This window comes from Paraburkholderia lycopersici (genome assembly GCF_900096975.1).
Taxonomy (GTDB): domain Bacteria; phylum Pseudomonadota; class Gammaproteobacteria; order Burkholderiales; family Burkholderiaceae; genus Paraburkholderia; species Paraburkholderia lycopersici.
In genome coordinates this window covers 561,665-576,427 of sequence record NZ_FMYQ01000001.1, presented here as the reverse complement: position 1 = coordinate 576,427, position 14,763 = coordinate 561,665, and the positions used below count along the sequence as shown (strand labels likewise).

General features: G+C 68.2%; 11 protein-coding genes. 4 read left to right on the top strand and 7 right to left on the bottom strand.

Going from position 1 to position 14,763, the window contains the following annotated elements:
• Positions 1-13: 13 nt before the first annotated feature.
• From BLU17_RS02535 to BLU17_RS02525, 3 genes are read right to left on the bottom strand one after another with little or no spacing between them, the layout of a single operon-like run.
• A complete protein-coding gene (locus BLU17_RS02535; RefSeq protein ID WP_091993949.1) occupies positions 14-1,561 on the bottom strand; it encodes an efflux transporter outer membrane subunit in 1,548 nt (515 codons plus the stop codon).
• Positions 1,558-2,832 carry an efflux RND transporter periplasmic adaptor subunit gene (locus BLU17_RS02530; RefSeq protein WP_091993946.1) on the bottom strand — a complete coding sequence of 425 codons (1,275 nt, stop codon included), beginning with the start codon at positions 2,830-2,832 and terminating at the stop codon, positions 1,558-1,560. The genes BLU17_RS02535 and BLU17_RS02530 overlap by 4 nt, the downstream gene beginning before the upstream one ends.
• A 10-nt stretch (positions 2,833-2,842) precedes the next feature.
• A complete protein-coding gene (locus tag BLU17_RS02525; protein WP_091993943.1) occupies positions 2,843-6,025 on the bottom strand; it encodes an efflux RND transporter permease subunit in 3,183 nt (1,060 codons plus the stop codon).
• A 548-nt stretch (positions 6,026-6,573) separates the two neighbouring features.
• Here BLU17_RS02525 and BLU17_RS02520 point away from each other — a divergent pair.
• Both BLU17_RS02520 and BLU17_RS02515 read left to right on the top strand, forming a co-directional pair.
• Positions 6,574-6,786: a hypothetical protein gene (locus BLU17_RS02520; protein ID WP_091993940.1), complete on the top strand. Its 213-nt coding sequence runs from the start codon at positions 6,574-6,576 to the stop codon at positions 6,784-6,786.
• A 34-nt stretch (positions 6,787-6,820) separates the two neighbouring features.
• Positions 6,821-7,864: a serine/threonine protein kinase gene (locus tag BLU17_RS02515; RefSeq protein WP_091993937.1), complete on the top strand. Its 1,044-nt coding sequence runs from the start codon at positions 6,821-6,823 to the stop codon at positions 7,862-7,864.
• Between the two features lie 29 nt (positions 7,865-7,893).
• Here BLU17_RS02515 and BLU17_RS02510 read toward each other — a convergent pair whose 3' ends face one another.
• Complete coding sequence (locus tag BLU17_RS02510; RefSeq protein WP_091993934.1) at positions 7,894-9,852, bottom strand: DUF3857 domain-containing transglutaminase family protein; 1,959 nt, start codon at positions 9,850-9,852, stop codon at positions 7,894-7,896.
• Positions 9,853-10,288: 436 nt separating this feature from the next.
• Here BLU17_RS02510 and BLU17_RS02505 point away from each other — a divergent pair, with 436 nt between their 5' ends.
• The gene (locus BLU17_RS02505) at positions 10,289-11,689 is read left to right on the top strand and encodes an L-lactate MFS transporter (RefSeq protein ID WP_091993931.1); all 1,401 of its coding nucleotides are present in this window, start codon (positions 10,289-10,291) and stop codon (positions 11,687-11,689) included.
• A 12-nt stretch (positions 11,690-11,701) separates the two neighbouring features.
• Positions 11,702-11,830, top strand: coding sequence for an MFS transporter small subunit (locus tag BLU17_RS02500; RefSeq protein WP_091993929.1), 129 nt, complete (start codon positions 11,702-11,704; stop codon positions 11,828-11,830).
• 90 nt (positions 11,831-11,920) lie between these two features.
• Here the strand turns inward: BLU17_RS02500 and BLU17_RS02495 are convergent, their stop codons facing one another.
• Genes BLU17_RS02495 through BLU17_RS02485 form a run of 3 tightly spaced genes read right to left on the bottom strand, consistent with a single transcriptional unit; the run spans position 11,921 to position 14,762 of the window.
• A complete protein-coding gene (locus BLU17_RS02495) occupies positions 11,921-12,943 on the bottom strand; it encodes an XdhC family protein (RefSeq protein ID WP_091993926.1) in 1,023 nt (340 codons plus the stop codon).
• Complete coding sequence (locus BLU17_RS02490) at positions 12,916-13,491, bottom strand: SRPBCC family protein (RefSeq protein WP_091993924.1); 576 nt, start codon at positions 13,489-13,491, stop codon at positions 12,916-12,918. Before BLU17_RS02490 ends, BLU17_RS02495 begins: the two co-directional genes overlap by 28 nt.
• The gene (locus BLU17_RS02485; RefSeq protein WP_091993921.1) at positions 13,482-14,762 is read right to left on the bottom strand and encodes a vWA domain-containing protein; all 1,281 of its coding nucleotides are present in this window, start codon (positions 14,760-14,762) and stop codon (positions 13,482-13,484) included. The genes BLU17_RS02490 and BLU17_RS02485 overlap by 10 nt, the downstream gene beginning before the upstream one ends.
• Position 14,763 lies beyond the last annotated feature (1 nt).

Genomic DNA, 14,763 nt, shown 5'->3' with positions numbered 1-14,763 from the left:
CGGCGTGCGGCGCTCAGCCCGGCGTACGCAAGGTGCCCGGCGCGCCCTGCGGAGCGCTGGCCGGCTGCGCGCCTTGCACCTCGTCGGGATGCACGAGCGCGGCATCGCCCGGCAGGTCGGCGGCGCTCCAGCCGCCACCCAGCGCCTTCACGAGCGCGACGCTCGCCGCCATGCGCCGCCGCGAGATGGCCACGGCCTGGCGTTCGTTCGTGAGCGCGGTGGTCTGGGCGACGACCACCTCGAGATACGTGATCGCGCCGCTGCGATAACGGCTCTCGATGGTCGCAAGCGTGCGCTGCGCGGCGTCCACCGCGCGGTCCTGGGCGCTCGCCTCCTGTTCCAGCACGCGCAGCGCCGCGAGGTTGTCCTCGACCTCGCCGAACGCGTCGAGCACGGTTTCGCGGTATTGCGCGACGCTCTCGTCGTACTGGGCGCGCGCCTCGTTGCGCACGGCCTCCCGGCCGCCGAAGTCGAGCAGCGTGCCCGCGAGCGCCGGCCCGAGCGACCAGAAGCGCGCGGGCGCGACGAGCCACTGGCTATAGTTGGTCGCCTCCAGGCCGCCCGTCACCGCAAGCACGAGGCTCGGAAAAAACGCCGCCGTCGCCACGCCCACCTGCGCGTTCGCGGCGGCCACGCGGCGCTCGGCCCCGGCGATGTCGGGGCGCCGTTCGAGCAACGCGGAGGGCACGCCCGGCGGGCTCGCGATCGCGCGCACCGTGTAGGCCGCCTTCGGTTCGACCGGCAGCGTGAACGTCGAGGGCGACTGCCCGATGAGGATCGCGATCGCGTGTTCGAGCTGCGCGCGCTGCACGCCGAGATCGATCGCCTGCGCTTCGGTGGTCTGCAGTTGCGTTTGCGCCTGGCCGACGTCGGCGTCGGTGGCGATGCCGCCGTCATAGCGATGCTGCGTGAGTTCGAGCGACTCGCGATACGCCTTGATGGTGTCGTCGAGCAACTGGCGCTCGCGGTCTATGCCGCGCAGCGCGAAGTAGTCGGTGGCGAGTTCCGCCTGCATCGACAGCAGAACGGCCTGCATGTCGGCGGCGCTCGCCTGTGCGCTGGCCTTGGCGGCCTCGACGTTGCGCGCGACGCGTCCCCAGATGTCGGGTTCCCACGTGGCGTCGACGCCGGCGGCGTAGTCGTTGATCGTGCGTCCCGCCTTCGACGTGAGAACCAGGTTCTCCGACGTGCGCGTGCGCGAGAAGTCGCCGCTCGCCGTCACGAGCGGGAAATAGCTCGAGCGCTGCTGCGCGACGTTCGCGCGCGCCGCGCGAAAATGCGCCTGCGCGGCCTGCACGTTCTGGTTCGCGCCAGCGACCTGAGGCGCGAGCGCGTCGAGTGTGGCGTCGCCGTAGATCGTCCACCATGCGCCGCGCGGCGCGTGGTCCGCGGGCTGCGCCACCGTCCAGCCCGTGCCCTCGAGCTCCTTGAACGTCGCGGCGACCGGCATGGCCGGGCGCACGTAGTCGGGCCCGAGCGTGCAGCCGCCGAGCGCCGTGAGCGCGCCGAGCGCAGCCAGTGTGGCGAGTGCGGGCAGTCGAACGCATGCGTGCTTCATCATTCGCCCTGCGTCTGCGTCTGCGTCTGCGTCTGCGTCTGCGTCTGCGCGGCGCTCGCGCCGTGCGCCGCGCCGGCCTCGCGCGCGCCGCGCGGCGCCACGATGCGCACCGGCGTGCCGTCGACGATCGAGTCCTGCGGATTGACGATCACGCGCTCGCCGCCAGTGAGCCCCGCCGCCACCGCGACGCGGGTGCCGAAGTCGGTGCCGAGCGCGACCTTCACGAGCTTTACGCGGTTTTGCGCGTCGACGGTCGCCACCTTCACGCCGTCGGGGCGGAACAGGAAGGCGTTGCCGGGCAGCGTGAGCGGCGTGGTCGACCCGTCCAGCGCGAAGTGGACCTGCGCATACGCGCCGGGCAGCAGTTCGCCGCCGCGGTTGTCGACGTCGACTTCGACGAGCATCGTGCGCTGCTGCGGATCGACGGCGCCCGCGGTGCGCGCGACGACGCCCGCGAAGCGCTTGCCCCGCGCTTCGTTGAGCGTGAGATCGGCGCGCTGCTGCACGCGGATCTGTTGCGCGTAGGCTTGCGGCACGTTCGCGTAGACGCGCAGCCGGTCGGCCTGCGCGAGGTGGAACAACTCCTTTTGCGAGGTGCCGCCGTTGCCCGCGTCGATGAGCGCGCCGACGTCCACGTTGCGCGCCGTGACGATGCCGTCGAAAGGCGCGGTCACGCGTTCGTACGACTGCAGTTGCGACAGCCGCGAAACGTTGAAGCGCGCGGCATCGAGCGTGGCTTTTTTCGCGAGCATGTCGCCGACTTTTTCGTCGGTGTCCTGCTTCGCCACCGAGCGGGTTTGCAGCATTTGCGTCCAGCGATCGGCGGTGGTTTTCGCGAGCGCGTAATTCGCTTCGGCGTTCGCGAGATCGGCGCGCGCGGCGCGCAACTGGTCGTCCACTTCGGGGGCCTCGATTTCGGCGAGAAGCTGGCCCGCCTTCACGTGCGCGCCGATGTCGAAGTACCACTTGCGCAGATAGCCGCTCGTGCGCGCGTAGATCGGCGTGTCGAGAAAGGCTTGCACGTTGCCGGGCAGCACGAGGTCGAGCGCGCGCGCCGAGCGTTGCGGCGCGACTACCTGCACGGAGAGCGTGCTCGCGGCTTTCGCGTCGCGTTCGAGCGCGGCGTGCGCGCTGTGGCGCGACCAGATGCCCTGTGCCGCGAGCCCGAGCACCACGAGCGCGGCGACGACGGCAGGCCAGCGGCGCGCTTTGGGCGGCGTCGGGGGTGGCGTATGCCGGTCTTGCGGCGGGGGCGCTTCGGAATGAGTCGTCATGTGCGTTTTTTCATGATTTGGGCACCACGTTTTCGCCGGCGCGCTGGCGGCGCTCGCCGAGCTTGCGGTAGACGAGCGAGAACACCACCGGCACGAAGATCAGCGTGGCGAGCGTGCCCACGGCGAGGCCGCCGATCACGGCGCGCCCGAGCGGCGCGTTCTGCTCGCCGCCTTCGCCGAGGCCGATGGCCATCGGCACCATGCCGATCACCATGGCGAGCGCCGTCATGAGCACCGGGCGAAAACGCGTGAAGCCCGCCTCGATCGCGGCGCGCGCGGCGTCGCCGTGCTCGCGCAACTGCTCGCGCGCGAAGCTGATGACGAGAATGGAGTTCGCCGTGGCGATGCCGATACACATGATCGCGCCGGTGAGCGCGGGAATGGAGAGCGTGGTGTGCGTGAGGAACAGCATCCACACGATGCCCGCGAGCGCGCCCGGCAGCGCGGTGATGATGATGAACGGATCGAGCCACGACTGGAAATTCACGACGATCAGCAGATACACGAGCACGATCGCGAACACGAGGCCGCCCAACAATCCGGAGAACGAATCGTTCATCGTCTGCACCTGGCCGCGCAGCTTGATGCTCGACGTTTTCGGCAGCTCGCCGCGGGTCTCGTCGATGATCTTCGCGATGTCGTCGGAGACGGCGCCGAGATCGCGTCCGTCCGCGGTGCCGTAGATGTCGATGGTGGTCTGCGCGTTGTAGTGCGTGACGACCGCGTTGCCCGACACGCGCTGCATGCTCGCCAGCGAGCCGAGAATATTGCTGCGCCCGTTCGCCGTGAGCGGAATGTTGGCGAGCGACTGCAGCGAATCGATCGTGTACTGCGGCGCTTCGGTAACGACGTTGTAGCTCACGCCGTTGACCGGGTTGAGCCAGAACGTGGGCGTGGTCTGCTGGCTGCCCGAGAGCGTGATGAGCAGGTCGCTCGCCACGTCCTTCTGCGTGAAGCCGGCCTGCTGCGCGCGCGTGCGGTCCACGTCGATGAAGATGCGCGGCAGGTCGGCGGGCTGCTGGATGCGCGCGTCGGCGAAACCGGGCACGCCGCGCAGGCGCGCGAGCAGCTTCGCCGCGAACGCGCGGTTGCCGGCCGCGTCGCGGCCCACGATCTGCACGTCGATGGGCGAGGGCATGCCGAAGTTCAGCGTCTGGCTCACGATGTCGGCGGGCAGGAAGGCGAACTCGGCGCCGGGGAACTCGTCGTTGAGCGTGCGGCGCAGGAGGCGCACATAGCCGGCGGTGGGGCGGTGGTCCTCGTTCAGCGAGATCAGCACGTCGGCGTCCGAGGTGCCGATCGTGCCCGTGTTGCTGTACGAGAGGTTGATGCCCGAGACCGGCAGGCCGATGTTGTCGATGATCGAATGGAGCTCGCGAGCGGGAATTAGTTCGCGAATGCGCTTGTCGATGCGGTCGACGAGCACGGCGGTTTCTTCCACGCGCATGCCGGTCTTCGCGCGCACGTGCAGCGCGATCGTGCCCGCGTCGACCTGCGGAAAGAAGTCGCGCCCGAGAAACGGCATGAGCAGCAGCGACGCGCCGCAGCACACGAGAAAGGCGGCGACGAACCGCACGGGATGCTTCACGCGCGCTTCGAGAAACACGCGATAGCGCGCGCGCAGCCGCTCGAAGCCGCGCTCGAAGGCGAGGTGAACGCGCATGAACGGATTGCGCGTGGCGCTGTGCGCATGATGCAGGTCGGCGGCCTTGTGATGATGGCGCATCAGGTACTTCGCGAGCGTGGGCACGAGCGTGCGCGAGAAGAAGTATGACGCCAGCATTGCAAAGACCACGGCCTCCGCGAGCGGTATGAAGAGATAGTGCGCCACGCCCGAGAGCAGGAACATCGGCACGAACACGATGCAGATGGAAAGCGTCGAGACGAGCGTGGGAATCGCGATCTGGTGCGCGCCGTCGAGAATCGCCTGCTCGAGCGTCTTGCCCTGTTCGAGCTGCTGGCTGATGTTCTCGATCGCGACCGTTGCGTCGTCAACGAGAATGCCCACCGCGAGCGCGAGGCCGCCGAGCGTCATGATGTTGATGGTCTCGCCGAGCGCCGCGAGCGCGATGATCGAGGCGATCATGGAAAGCGGAATCGAGACCGCGATGATGAGCGTGGCGCGCCAGTTGCCGAGAAAGAGCAGGATCATGAGCGCCGTGAGCGCGGCGGCGATGAGCGCTTCGCGCAGCACGCCCTGCACCGAGGCGCGCACGAACAGCGACTGGTCCGCGACGGGGTCGATGTTCAGCGACGGCGGCACGAGGTTGTGCAGCGTCGGCATCATGTCCTTGATGCGGTCGACGATTTCGAGCGTGGACGTGTTGCCGCTCTTGTTGATGGTGAGGAGCGAGGCGCGCTGACCGTCCACGCGCACGATGTTGGTTTGCGGCACGTAGCCGTCGCGCACGTGCGCCACGTCGCGGATGTAGATCGTGCCGCTGTCCGTGGTTTTCACGGGAATGTCATTGAGGCCCGCCAGGCTGTCGGGGCTTGCATTCATCGTCACCGAGTACTCGGTCGCGCCTATTTTTGCCGTGCCCGACGGCAGGATGAGATTCTGCGCGCTGATCGCGTTGACCACGTCCATGGGCGAGAGGTTGTGCTGCTGCAGCGCGCGCTGGTCGATGTCGACCATGATCTGCCGCTGCTTGCCGCCATAGGGCAGCGGTGCGGAGGCGCCCGGTACCGTCGCGAGCTGCGTCTTCAGGAAGTTGTTGCCGTAGTCGAACAGCTCCTGCTCGGTGAGCTGGGACGAGGAAAGCGCGAGGCGCAGGATCGGCACCGTCGAGGCGTTGTAGCGCAGGATGTTCGGCGGCGTGATGCCGGGCGGCAGCGAGCGCAGTTGCGTTTGCGAGAGCGCGGTGACCTCGGCGAGCGCTTCCTGGATATTGGCATGCGGCTGGAAGAAGATCTTCACGACCGCAATGCCGTTGAGCGACGTCGATTCGGTATGCTCGATATCGTTCACGGCCACCGAAAGCCCGCGCTCGTAATTGAGCACGACGCGCCGCTCCATTTCGTCGGCGGGCAGGCCCGTGTAGGTCCAGATTACCGAAAGCACCGGAATGTCGATGTTCGGGAAGATGTCCGTGGGCGTGCGCAGGATTGTCAGCGGCCCGACGATCAGGAGCAGCAGGGCGAGCACGACGAACGTGTACGGGCGCTTGAGCGCGAGTCGGACTATCCACATGGAACGGTGGGTTCCTTCGCTGGTGTCGGGATGTGGCTCGCGCGGCTGGTCTGGCCGCAGCGGCGAGCATTTCGGTTATCGGTATCGTGGCCGGCTGTGGCGGCGCGCGCGAGGTCTCTTGCCTGCGCTGCGACGCGCCCCGATGGTACCCGGATCGTGCCGGGATGGGACAGGACTATAGCGCCAGTCGCCGTGCATCTGCGGACTTTTTAGGGGGGTGCATTCGCTGGCGCGTAAAGTGCGGGGTTTACCATCTGTTACAGTCAGCGTTTCGTAAGTCGCGCGAGCAAGAGGGGCCTGGATTTGGCGGCGCACGGCGTCGTGCCGACACAGCCAGTGATACACCCCCCTATTTTTTTGCTTTGCTCGCGCGCGCAAAAAGGCAACAATGGGTAAGCCTCGGGTCCGGCCGCGCAGGGCGCGTGAAAATCACCGGGTCGCCCGAGGCGGGTTTGGATGCGCGCGCAACCGACGGTGCGCATCGGTTTTTTTCAGCATGCCGACCGGTCTTCCTTCGAGGGAGCCGGCGAAGGTAACGGGGAAACATCATGCAAATCGGTTCTATCGTCCGTTCGGTTCATATCGCGGTGCCGCAGGGCGCGCGCGGCATCGTGATGCGCATTCTCGGCGACATGGCGATGGTGACCTGGTACGCTGGGGAGCCCGGCGCGTCGGCGCAGCTCAACACCGAGCCCTTTTTTCTGGAAGACCTGATCGACACGGGCGAGCACGTCATGCCCGCCGGCGCGAAGATTCACTGAGTCCGCATCGCCCGCAACAGGCACAATTGCGGGTATGAATCACGATCTCACTTCTATCCCGGGCGAGCCTTCCGGTCCCGGCGACCAGCAGGCCGCGCCCTACGCGCGTCTCACTCCCGAATGCGTGCTCGACGCGCTCGACAGCGTGCTGATACCGGCCGGACGCCGCACGGATGGCCGCATGCTCGCGCTCAACAGTTACGAGAACCGCGTCTATCAGGTGGGCGTCGAAGACGGGCCGCCGCTCGTCGCCAAGTTCTATCGCCCCGGCCGCTGGAGCAGCGAAGCGATTCTCGAGGAGCACGCGTTCGTCGCCGAACTGGCTGCGCGCGAGATTCCCGCGGTGCCCGCGCTCGTCTTCGAAGGACACACACTGCACGCGTTCGACGGTTTTCGCTTCGCGCTCTTCGAGCGGCGCGGCGGCCGCGCGCCCGACCTCGATCGCAGCGACACGCTCGAATGGCTGGGGCGCTTCATCGGCCGCATTCATGCCGTGGGCGCGACCGGGCAGTATCGCGCGCGCCCCGCGCTCGACATCGAAACCTACGGCTACGAGCCGCGCAGGTTTCTGCTGGAGCATGGTTTCGTGCCCGCCGATCTACGCGAAGCGTGGCAGGCCGCCGTGACGCTCGCGCTGGAAGGCGTGGAGGCGGCGTTCGAGCGCGCGGGCGAGGTTCCCAGGCTGCGCCTGCACGGCGACTGCCATCCGAGCAACGTGCTCTGGACCGATGCCGGCCCGCATTTCGTGGATTTCGACGACAGCCGCATGGGTCCCGCTATCCAGGATTTGTGGCTGCTCTTGCCCGGCGACCGCGCAGGCGCCTCGCGCGCGCTGGCCGATCTGCTCGCCGGTTATGAGGACTTCTGCGAATTCGAGCCGCGCGAGTTGCATCTCGTCGAAGCGCTGCGCACGCTGCGCCTCCTCCACTACTCGGCGTGGCTCGCCCGCCGCTGGCACGATCCCGCGTTTCCCGCGGCCTTCCCGTGGTTCAACACGCAGCGCTATTGGGAAGAGCGCATTCTCGAACTGCGCGAGCAGATCGGCGCGATGCAGGAAGGGCCGCTCTGGCCGGTCTAACCGCTGGCCGGTCTGACGCGCGCGCCGGTTCACTGGGCGCGCGCCGGGCTTTCCGGCGTTGCCCCCTGCGCAGACGGCTTGACGATCAATTGCGCGCGCAGATCGCGCGCCATTGTCTCGAACGCGGGGCGCATCTGCGCGAAATCGTCGGCGCTGCAGACATCGCTCGCGAAGTGCGTGCGCCCCGTGCGCGTGACGCGCAGCACGTTCGAGGCCGGGTCGAGCGCGTATTGCGAGCTGAAGTCGATGAAGCGGTTATCGGCGTGCTGCGGCATCGGCACGTCGAGCACGCGCATGCCCGGCGGCAGCGCGATGCGCGCCCGTTCGGTCACCACCACGTTGCGGCACACGAAGGGCTGCGTGCGGCGCGATTCGCCGAGCCAGTAGCGCAGATTCGCATCGAGCCCGCCCACGAAGCTCGTGAGCGTCGGCACGGGCGTGGTCATTTCCGGGTCGACGAAGCTCTCGAAGGTGCCCGTCAGCGTGAGCACGAGGGGGCCCGCCGTGGCGTCGAGCGGGCTCGAGGCGAGCGTGGCGTTGCCGCGCACATTGGCGTTGCGCAGTTCCCATTGCAGCGATTCCTCGCGCTGCGCGGGCGTTTGCAGGCGCAGCACGCTGCGCGTCTGCTCGGCCGACCAGCCTTCGGCCTGCAGGCGGTAGATGAAGCGCGCCGAGCCGTCCGGCGCGACGACGATGTCGAGATCGCTCTCTCGCGTGGTCGTGGCCGTGGCGGGCGTGCGCACGCGCGTGCCGCCGCCGGCGAGCACGGCGGTGCGGTCCATGTCCGTCGACGGCAGATAGCCGAATTCAATATTGCTCGCCGTGGAATCCGCGAACATCTGCAAATCGGGCAGCCAGGTGATGACGTGATTGATTACGCCGAAGCCGGGCACATCGGGCAGCGTGTAGACCGTGCCGCTGTTCACGAGCGCGGGTACGCTGCGCACGCCCACGGCTTCGAGCAACGCGCCGTAGAGCGCGACGTGGTCCTTGCAGTCGCCGTAGCGGTTGGCGAGCACGTCGGCGGCGCGGTGCGGCGTGATCTCGCCGCGCCCGATGTTGATCGCCACGTAGCGGATGTTGCGGCGCACCCAGTCGTAGAGCGTCTGCGCCTTCGCGCGCGGCGTGTCGTCGTGCGCGGTGAGCGTCCGCGCGAGGCGCACGAGGGTCGCGTCGCCCGCGCCCGGGTCCGCGGCGGCCTCGCGATAGACCTTCGCGAACGCGGCGTAGTCGGGGAAAGTGGACACCATCAGCCGGTCGCCGTAGCTCACGTAGGCGACCGAGCCGTATTCGAGGCGCTCGAAATTCGTCTTGTCGTAGCGGTACTCGTAGCGCGTGCGGCCGTTGCAGGTGGCGGGCGGCAATGCGGTGAAGCCGCGCGCGTCGGCGTAGAGCGGCACTTTCGCCGGCAAGTCGTAGATCACGCGGAAGTCGTGCGTGGGCGCGAGGTCGGGCGGCGTGAAGTCGCTGAACCAGCCGGGCACCACGGGCACGCGCTGGATCTTGCGCCACGTAAGATGCACGCGCGCGCCCGGTTCGACGGCCGGAAACACGATGACCTTGTCCTGCACGTCCTGGAACATCGGGGCGTCGAACGAGCGCACTTCCTGCACGTCGCGGATCTGCTCGGGGCGCACGTCGTGGCGGCCGCCCGCGGCGTCTTCGGTCCACGCTTCGAGCACCTCCACGTGGGCCATCTCGCGGTTGAACCAGACGTAATACTGGCCCACGCGCGCGACGCCGGCCTCCGTGTTCACGCGCAGCGTGAGCGTGTCGAGCTTCGTGTACGATCCGTCCGCGTTGACGGTGAAGGTCTGCGTTTCCGATTCGTTGGTGTAGGGCGCCTGCGCGGCGCTGCCGGCCGGATTCAGCGCGCCCGCCTCGAGGGGGACTGGCGCAAGCTGGGCGACGCCCGCGCGCAGGTCGGCGGCCAATGCTCCCGTGGCGGGGCCGAGGGCGGCGAGGCAAAGAGCGAGAGCGAGGCGCATGGGAGGCTCGGCTGGTGTCGGGTCGCGGATGAGCGCTACTTCCGTCACTTAAAAGTCGCGCACCTGGCTTGTCAAGCGGGTGGCGCGCACAGTGGGCGGCGCGCGCAATGTATCGAGCGTTGAGTCTGGATTCCGGGCCGCCCTGTGGACGCGCGCCTGCATCGCTCTCGCGGGCGTCATGCGGCGGCATCGTCCCTTTGCTGCGCGCGCAACAATCGATACGAGCGGGCGAGAACGGGCATATGCATAGCCGCCTCATATTGCCAAGGCTGCGCCCGAGGACTAACGTTCGAGGCAGCCGTCAAGCGGCAACTCAGTGTTCCGTGCGTTTTCGCACAAAAGGGCACACAAAAACCACGCCTACCAACAGCCATTTTGGATGCGACCAGGGCAAGCGTTCTCGTCTTCCCAAACTTTGGCCGCCTCAGGAGACCCCATGAGCAGCGTTGCAGATTCGACGCGCGGTGCGCAGAGCGCACCTTTCTTTTCCAAGGAGGCGACTGTCGCCCCACCGGGCTTTTCACGCTGGATGGTGCCGCCCGCGGCGCTCGCCGTGCATCTGTGCATTGGCCAGGCCTACGCGTTTTCCGTGTTCAATGCGCCGCTGACGAAGGTGATCGGCATTACGCAGTCCGCGCCCGACGACTGGTCGCTCACCACGCTGGGCTGGATTTTCTCGCTCGCCATCGTGTTTCTCGGCCTTTCCGCCGCGTTCGGCGGCAAGTGGCTCGAACGCGTGGGCCCGCGCCGCACGATGTTTACGGCCGCATGCTGCTTCGGCGGCGGCTTTCTCGTTTCGGCGCTCGGCGTGTATCTGCACCAGATCGCGCTGCTCTATCTCGGCTACGGCGTGATTGGCGGCATCGGGCTCGGGCTCGGCTATGTGTCGCCGGTTTCCACGCTGATCCGCTGGTTCCCCGACCGCCGCGGCATGGCCACCGGTCTCGCCATCATGGGCTTCGGTGGCGGCGCGATGATCGCCGCACCGCTTTCCGTCATGCTGATGAAGCACTTCGCGAGCGACACGAGCGTAGGCGTCGCGCAGACCTTCGTGGTGCTCGGCGTCGCGTACTTCATCTCGATGTCGATTGGCGCCGTCACCATCCGCGTGCCCGCGCCCGACTGGAAGCCCGGGAACTGGACGCCGCCCGCCACGACGAAAAAGCTCGTGTCGAGCCAGCACGTGCACATCGACCAGGCGCTCAAGACGCCGCAGTTCTACCTGATCTGGCTCGTGCTGTTCCTCAACGTGACGGCCGGCATCGGCGTGCTGGGCCAGGCTTCGGTGATGATCCAGGAGAGCTTCAAGGACACCGTGAGCGCCGGCGCGGCGGCGGGCTTCGTCGGCCTGCTCTCGCTCTTCAACATGGGCGGGCGCTTCGTGTGGGCCTCGGCTTCGGACTGGGTGGGCCGCAAGAACACCTACTACATCTTCTTCGTGTTCGGCGCGGTGCTCTATTACGCGGTCCCGCAGTTCGCGCAGAGCGGCAACATCGTGTTCTTCGTGCTCGCGTTCTGCCTGATTCTCTCGATGTACGGCGGCGGCTTCTCGACCGTGCCCGCGTATCTCGCGGACATGTTCGGCACGGCGTTCGTCGGCGGCATTCACGGCCGTCTGCTGACCGCGTGGGCTGCGGCCGGCGTGGCGGGGCCGGTGCTCGTGAACTACGTGCGCGCGTATCAGGTCGCGCACGGCGTGGCGAAGGCCGACGCCTACACGATGACCGTGCACATCATGGCCCTGTTGCTCGTGGTCGGCTTCATCTGCAATCTGCTCGTGCGCCGCGTGGACGAGAAGCATCACATGAGCGAGACGCAACTCGCCGCTGGTAAATAAGGAGAACGCACAATGTCTACCCAGGCTGCCCCGAAATCGTCGAACAAGGTGTTGATGGCGATCTTCTGGCTATACGTGCTGGTGCCGCTCGTCTGGGGCGTGACCAACACGCTCACGCAGGCGATGAAGCTGTTCGGCTGATGCCTTGACCTGAAGCGCGGGCGCGAGCCGCCCGCCGTCCCCCCGCGCCGCGGGCCGCCGACGCGAGTCGCGGCCCGGCAAGCGTCCGCCTCACGCATCGCACGTCGATCCCGCTCCCGCCGCGTGCTCGCGCGCGGCCTTCGCGCCTTCCACCTGCAGAATCGTCGGCAGCGAGACGCCGTTCTTCGCCGCCGTGACTTCCGCGAGAATCGACACCGCGATCTCGGGCGGGGTGCGGCTGCCGATATAAATGCCCACCGGCCCGTGCAGCCGCGCGAGTTCGGCTTCGCTCAGATCGAACTCCTTGAGCCGTTCGCGCCGCGCCGCGTTGTTGCGCCGCGAGCCCAGCGCGCCCACGTAAAACGCGGGCGTCTTGAGCGCTTCCATCAGCGCGAGGTCGTCGAGCTTGGGGTCGTGCGTGAGTGCGATCACGGCGCAGCGCTCGTCGAGCTTCATGTCGAGCACGGTGTCGTCGGGCATGGTGCGCACGAGCGTCGTGCCGGGCACGTCCCAGGTGTCGGTGTACTCCTCGCGCGGGTCGCACACGGTCACCTGGTAGTCGAGGCCCGCCGCGATCTGGCAGAGATAGCGCGAAAGCTGCCCCGCGCCGATCACGAGCATGCGGTAGCGCGGGCCGTGAATCGTCAGCAGGCGCGCGTCGTCGAAATGCACGCCGTCCGTTGCGTTCGCCGCGCCGAGCGTGGCGTTGCCGGTCGCCATGTCGAGTGTGCGCGCGACGAGTTCGCCGCGCTCGACGGTTTCGAGCAGCGCGCGAATATTCGAGGCTTCGCTCAACGGTTCGAGCACGAGCTGGATCGTGCCGCCGCATGGCAGTCCGAAACGATGCGCTTCTTCAGCCGTGATGCCGTATTTCACGGCCTCGGGCCGCGCGATCGGCACGCCTTCGCGGCGCACGCGGTCGATAAGATCGTCTTCGATGCAGCCGCCCGAAACGGAGCCGACCACGAGGCCGTCGTCGCGCACCACGAGCATCGCGCCCTCGGGGCGCGGCGACGAGCCCCACGTCTTCACCACCGTCACGAGCAGCGCACGGTGGCCCGCTTCGAGCCAGCGCACGCTCGACTTCAGAACTTCGAGATCCACGCTGTCCATGATCGTTTCCTCTTTTGCTGATCCTCCGCGCCTTCGCTTTCGCCTTCGGTCGCGTTTTGCCCGGCTGGTTCGGCGCTCGCTTCGTCTGCTTGCTCTTGCGCCGCGCCGCCGCCCAACTGTTCGCCGAAGCGCTTGAAGAACTCGGCGGCGATCTTGCGCGCGGCGCCGTCCACGAGCCGCGAGCCGATCTGCGCGAGCTTGCCGCCCACCTGGGCCTTCGCCGTGTAGGTGAGCGTGGTCGATCCGTCGCCGGCGGGCTCGAGCTTCACGTGCGCGTCGCCCTTGCCGAAGCCGGCCGCGCCGCCCTGGCCTTCGAAGACGATCGTGTAGCTGTTCGGGGCGTCGATGCCGGTGAGCTGCATGCGGCCCTTGAAGCGCGCCTTCACCGGGCCCACGGCGGCGGTCAGCGCGACGGCGTATGCGTGCTCGCCGTCGGCCTCGATGCTCTCGCAGCCCGGTATGCACGCCTTCAACATCGCCGTGTCGTTGAGCGCTTCCCAGGCGCGCGGCTGCGGCACCGGCAACGTGTGGCTTTCGGTCAACTCCATCGTGTTTTTCCTTGTGCCGGGCGCTCATCGAACATGTGCAATGCGCGTGCCGGCTGGGCGGCCGGCTTCGCTTCGCACAGGCTGCGCGCGAACGCTTCCAGGCTGGCGAGATTGTGGACGGGGTAATGCGCGTCGACGTGCGGCAGCATGGCTTGCACGCCGCGCGCCTTCGGTGCGAAGTCGCGGTAACGCAGGAGCGGATTGAGCCAGATCACGCGATGCGCGAAGCGGTGCAGGCGCGCCATTTCCTCCGCGAGCAGGCCGCATTCGTCGTGGTCGAGCCCGTCCGTGACGATGAGCACCGTGGCGCGGCCGCCGAGCATGCGGCGCGCCCAGCGGCGATTGAATTCCGCGAGCGTGGCGCCGATGCGCGTGCCGCCCGACCAGTCCGCGACCTGGGTGGCGAGCTGTGCGAGCGCGATGTCGGGGTCGCGTTCGCGCAGCGCCCGCGTGGCGTGCGTGAGGCGCGTGCCGAACAGGAACACCTGCAGGCGCTCGCGCGATTGCAGCAGCGCATGGCAGAAGTAGAGCACCGCGCGCGAATAGCTGCTCATCGAGCCGGAGATGTCGAGCAGCAGCAAGAGCGGCAGTTTGCGCTCGACGGGCGCCCGATATTTCCATACGGTCCAGTCGCCGCCCGCGCGCACGGCGTGCCGCGCGCTCGCGCGCAGGTCGGCGTGCGTGCCGCGCGACGATGCCTTGAGGCGTCGCGTGCGCGCGGTCGCGAGCGGCAGGCGGCGCGCCCGGATCAGGTGGCGCAGCGCGCGCCATTCGTCGGCGCAAAGCGTGTCGAAGTCGCGCTGGCGCAGGCGTTCTTCGGCACTGAAGGTGGCGTGCGCGCGCAACTCGTGCTCTTCGTGCGAGGGCGGGGGCCTCGCGCCGGAGCGCGCGGCAGGACGCGTCGCGAGCGCGTCGGCGAGCCGGTTGTTGCGGCGCGGCGGCGGCACGCCGCCTTGCACCTTCGGCAGCAACAACGCGCGTAGCTTGCCCTCGAAATCGGGATCGCGCCAGAAGAGCGCGAATGCGGCGTCGAAAATCTCGCGCTCGTCGGGCGCGCCCGTGAGCAGCGCGGCCAGCGCCGCGCGCACGTCGCCGCGGCGGCCGAGATCGATGTGGCGCAGCGCCTCGATCGCGTCGGCCGCGCACGACGGCGACATGGGCAGGCCCGCGCCGCGCAGCACGCGCACGAAATGCACGACGTTGCGCGCGAACGTCGGCGCGAGCGCGGGCACGGCGGCGGTCGTGGCGGCTTCGCTTGCGGTGCGGGACATC

What these genes read in the sequence shown, in the direction of transcription:
- BLU17_RS02535 (WP_091993949.1), bottom strand. Translation starts at nt 1,561, where the DNA reads ATGATGAAGCACGCATGCGTTCGACTGCCCGCACTCGCCACACTGGCT.
- BLU17_RS02530 (WP_091993946.1), bottom strand. Translation starts at nt 2,832, where the DNA reads ATGACGACTCATTCCGAAGCGCCCCCGCCGCAAGACCGGCATACGCCA.
- BLU17_RS02525 (WP_091993943.1), bottom strand. Translation starts at nt 6,025, where the DNA reads ATGTGGATAGTCCGACTCGCGCTCAAGCGCCCGTACACGTTCGTCGTG.
- BLU17_RS02520 (WP_091993940.1), top strand. Translation starts at nt 6,574, where the DNA reads ATGCAAATCGGTTCTATCGTCCGTTCGGTTCATATCGCGGTGCCGCAG.
- BLU17_RS02515 (WP_091993937.1), top strand. Translation starts at nt 6,821, where the DNA reads ATGAATCACGATCTCACTTCTATCCCGGGCGAGCCTTCCGGTCCCGGC.
- BLU17_RS02510 (WP_091993934.1), bottom strand. Translation starts at nt 9,852, where the DNA reads ATGCGCCTCGCTCTCGCTCTTTGCCTCGCCGCCCTCGGCCCCGCCACG.
- BLU17_RS02505 (WP_091993931.1), top strand. Translation starts at nt 10,289, where the DNA reads ATGAGCAGCGTTGCAGATTCGACGCGCGGTGCGCAGAGCGCACCTTTC.
- BLU17_RS02500 (WP_091993929.1), top strand. Translation starts at nt 11,702, where the DNA reads ATGTCTACCCAGGCTGCCCCGAAATCGTCGAACAAGGTGTTGATGGCG.
- BLU17_RS02495 (WP_091993926.1), bottom strand. Translation starts at nt 12,943, where the DNA reads ATGGACAGCGTGGATCTCGAAGTTCTGAAGTCGAGCGTGCGCTGGCTC.
- BLU17_RS02490 (WP_091993924.1), bottom strand. Translation starts at nt 13,491, where the DNA reads ATGGAGTTGACCGAAAGCCACACGTTGCCGGTGCCGCAGCCGCGCGCC.
- BLU17_RS02485 (WP_091993921.1), bottom strand. Translation starts at nt 14,762, where the DNA reads ATGTCCCGCACCGCAAGCGAAGCCGCCACGACCGCCGCCGTGCCCGCG.